Origin of the sequence: Pseudomonas sp. F9001 (assembly GCF_013385435.1) — a bacterium.
GTDB lineage: Bacteria > Pseudomonadota > Gammaproteobacteria > Pseudomonadales > Pseudomonadaceae > Aquipseudomonas.
In genome coordinates this window covers 1-2,898 of sequence record NZ_JACAPX010000066.1, presented here as the reverse complement: position 1 = coordinate 2,898, position 2,898 = coordinate 1, and the positions used below count along the sequence as shown (strand labels likewise).

General features: G+C 60.7%; 3 protein-coding genes and 1 pseudogene. All 4 read right to left on the bottom strand.

Annotation, left to right across the window (positions count from 1 at the left end; translation table 11 throughout):
- Positions 1-244: 244 nt before the first annotated feature.
- Entirely contained in the window at positions 245-1,036 is a 792-nt protein-coding gene (locus tag HX818_RS31000) for an ABC transporter ATP-binding protein (RefSeq protein WP_003220035.1), read from the bottom strand.
- A 17-nt stretch (positions 1,037-1,053) separates the two neighbouring features.
- A complete protein-coding gene (locus HX818_RS30995; protein WP_177021364.1) occupies positions 1,054-1,791 on the bottom strand; it encodes an ABC transporter permease in 738 nt (245 codons plus the stop codon).
- A 16-nt stretch (positions 1,792-1,807) separates the two neighbouring features.
- On the bottom strand, positions 1,808-2,530 hold the full coding sequence (locus HX818_RS30990) for an ABC transporter permease (RefSeq protein ID WP_003220032.1): 723 nt from the start codon (positions 2,528-2,530) through the stop codon (positions 1,808-1,810).
- Between the two features lie 100 nt (positions 2,531-2,630).
- Positions 2,631-2,898, bottom strand: a pseudogene (locus HX818_RS30985) (urocanate hydratase); the annotation flags it as partial.

Genomic DNA, 2,898 nt, shown 5'->3' with positions numbered 1-2,898 from the left:
GGGGAGCGGGTAAACCGGCAGGACGCCGGTTTAGCCGCGCTGGGCCAAGGATGGCCCATCGCGGCGGCCCGCGGAGCAATGCCGGAGTGAGGGAACGCCGAGCCCTAGCGAGGCGCCGACAGGCGGGGCAGAGCGCTTTGGTTACTTTGCCGCTTTTGCAAAGTGACTCGCTGTAAGAGCGAAACCATAAGCGGCCGTTACCGCAGCAACGGATATATACCCAAACCCAACCAACACCCAACCACTACTCCGCACTACGCTGCGTATGACTCGATACAAACTGCCGAAACCGCTCCGTCGGCAACCCCTCAAACAACTCCGCCGGCGTGCCCTGGGCATCAATCAACCCATTGGCCATAAACACCACCCGATTGGACACATGCCGCGCAAACCCCATCTCATGGGTCACCACCAACATGGTCCGCCCTTCCTCGGCCAGCGACCGCATCACCCGCAACACCTCCCCCACCAACTCCGGGTCCAGCGCCGAAGTCGGCTCATCAAACAACATTACTTGCGGGTTCATCGCCAACGCCCGGGCAATCGCCACCCGCTGCTGCTGCCCACCCGACAAATGCGCCGGGTAATAATCACGGCGATCATAAAGCCCCACCTTGTGCAGCAGTTGCTCAGCTTCCTCCACACACTCGGCCTTCGAACGCTTGAGCACCCGCATCGGCCCCTCGATGACATTTTGCAAAACCGTCATATGCGACCACAGGTTAAAACTCTGGAACACCATGCCCAGCTTGCTGCGCATGGTCTCCACCTGCCGCGTGCTGCCAGGCAACAACCGACCGTTGCGCTGGCGCTTGAGCTCGATGGTTTCGCCGTCGAGCACAATACTGCCCTCGTCCGGGGTTTCCAGCAGGTTGATACAACGCAGGAAAGTGCTCTTGCCCGAACCGCTGGCACCGAGGATGGAAATCACGTCACCTTTGTGAGCCTCCAGCGAAATCCCCTTGAGAACCTGTGCCGAACCGAAAGCCTTGTGAATGTTGTTTACCGTAAGGGCGCTCTGAATCTGAGTACTCATGACAAGCTCCGCTGCAATCAGGAATGAGAAATAGGTTCGGGGGCTTGCTTGACCGGCACGTCTTTCGGCCGCTCACGCAGATGGGGCGACAGACGATGTTCAATCCAGGCCACCACACGCACCACCAGGAAATTCAGGATCAGGTAGATCAGCGCCGCACAAATGAACACTTCCATGGTGCGGTAGGTACGCTGGATGATTTGTTGCGCCACGCCGGTGACGTCCCACACGGTGACCAGGCTGGCCAGCGCGGTGGACTTGACCAGCAAGATGGCCTCGGTGGAATAGGCCGGAAGCGCCTGGCGCAAGGTGACCGGGCCGATCACTCGCCACAGCAGGGTCCAACGCCCCATGCCCACCGCCTGCCCCGCTTCGATCTGCCCTTGAGGCACGCTCAGCAGGCCACCGCGAATGATTTCAGCGGTGTAGCCGGCGGTGCACAGCGCCAGGGAGACCACGGCGCAGCCATAAGGCGACCTCAACACCACCCACAGGAAGCTGTCGCGAATCGCCGGGAACTGGCCCAGGCCGTAATAGATCAGGAACATCTGGATCATCAGCGGCGTGCCGCGAAACAGCATGATGTAGAAACGCGCCGGGTAGCTGAGGAATGGCCAGCGGCTGACGCGCATGGACACCACGCCCAGCGACAGCAGCAACCCCAGGGTCAGGGACGAAAAAAACAAGGCCAGGGTGATGGGCAAGGCACCCAGCAACTTGAGCATGGTGTCGGCAAGAAAGGCGAAATCGATCATGGCAAACGGTCCCTTCTCACGACTGTGCAGGATTGCGCCGCTGCGTACGCTGTACGCGCGCTTCGGCAATATTGAAAAGACGGCCCGAAAGCCCGGTCAGAATCAGGTAGCACACGCCGCCGACAATGTAGAACGTGAAGTACTGGCGCGTGGAACCCGCCGCCACCTGGCTGGCGCGCATCAGTTCCACCAGGCCAATCACCGAAATCAGCGCGGAGTCTTTCAGGCTCATTTGCCAGACGTTGCCCAGGCCCGGCAGCGCGTACCGCCAGATCTGCGGGATCAGCACCCGGCGAATCCGCGTTGCGCGGTTCATGCCGATCGCCAGTGCTGCCTCAAGCTCACCCTTGGCCACCGCGATAAAGGCACCGCGATAGACCTCAGCCTGATACGACGCCGAGATCAATCCGACGGCGATGGCCCCCACCATGAACGGCGGGACATCGACATAGCCTTCACCGCCAAACCAGTGATTGACGGCCGTCACCACACTGGCACCGCCGAAATAGAACAGGTAGATCACCAACAGCTCCGGAATCCCCCGGAACAGGATGGAATAGGCATCCCCCAGGTATCGCAAGGCACGCTTTTTGGAAAGCTTGGCCATGGCCACCAGGCTGCCGACCAGCGCACCGACCACCAGCGCCGCAAGGGTCAACAACACGGTCATGAGGGCGGCCTTGAGCAAGGCCATCCCCCAACCCGTGTCGCCAAAACTGAGCATCTGCATGAGACTCATCAAGTCACTCCTACCGAAAACACATAAAGCACCGGAACCTTGAAATCCGTCTCAACCTGCCCGACGTCCATGAAGCAAAGGGTGCAACTGCCTGCCTGGTTTACTTGACCATCGGCAGGTTCAAACCCTGCTCCTTGGCGCAATCAATCGCGATCTGGTAGCCCGCATCCGCATGACGCATCACGCCGGTCGCCGGGTCGTTGTGCAGCACGCGAGCGATACGCTCGGCGGCTTCGTCGGTACCGTCACAGACAATCACCATGCCCGAGTGCTGGGAGAAGCCCATGCCGACGCCGCCGCCGTGGTGCAACGAAACCCAGGTCGCGCCGCTGGCGGTGTTGAGCAGGGCGTTGAGCAGTGGCCAGTCG

What these genes read in the sequence shown, in the direction of transcription:
- HX818_RS31000 (WP_003220035.1), bottom strand. Translation starts at nt 1,036, where the DNA reads ATGAGTACTCAGATTCAGAGCGCCCTTACGGTAAACAACATTCACAAG.
- HX818_RS30995 (WP_177021364.1), bottom strand. Translation starts at nt 1,791, where the DNA reads ATGATCGATTTCGCCTTTCTTGCCGACACCATGCTCAAGTTGCTGGGT.
- HX818_RS30990 (WP_003220032.1), bottom strand. Translation starts at nt 2,530, where the DNA reads ATGAGTCTCATGCAGATGCTCAGTTTTGGCGACACGGGTTGGGGGATG.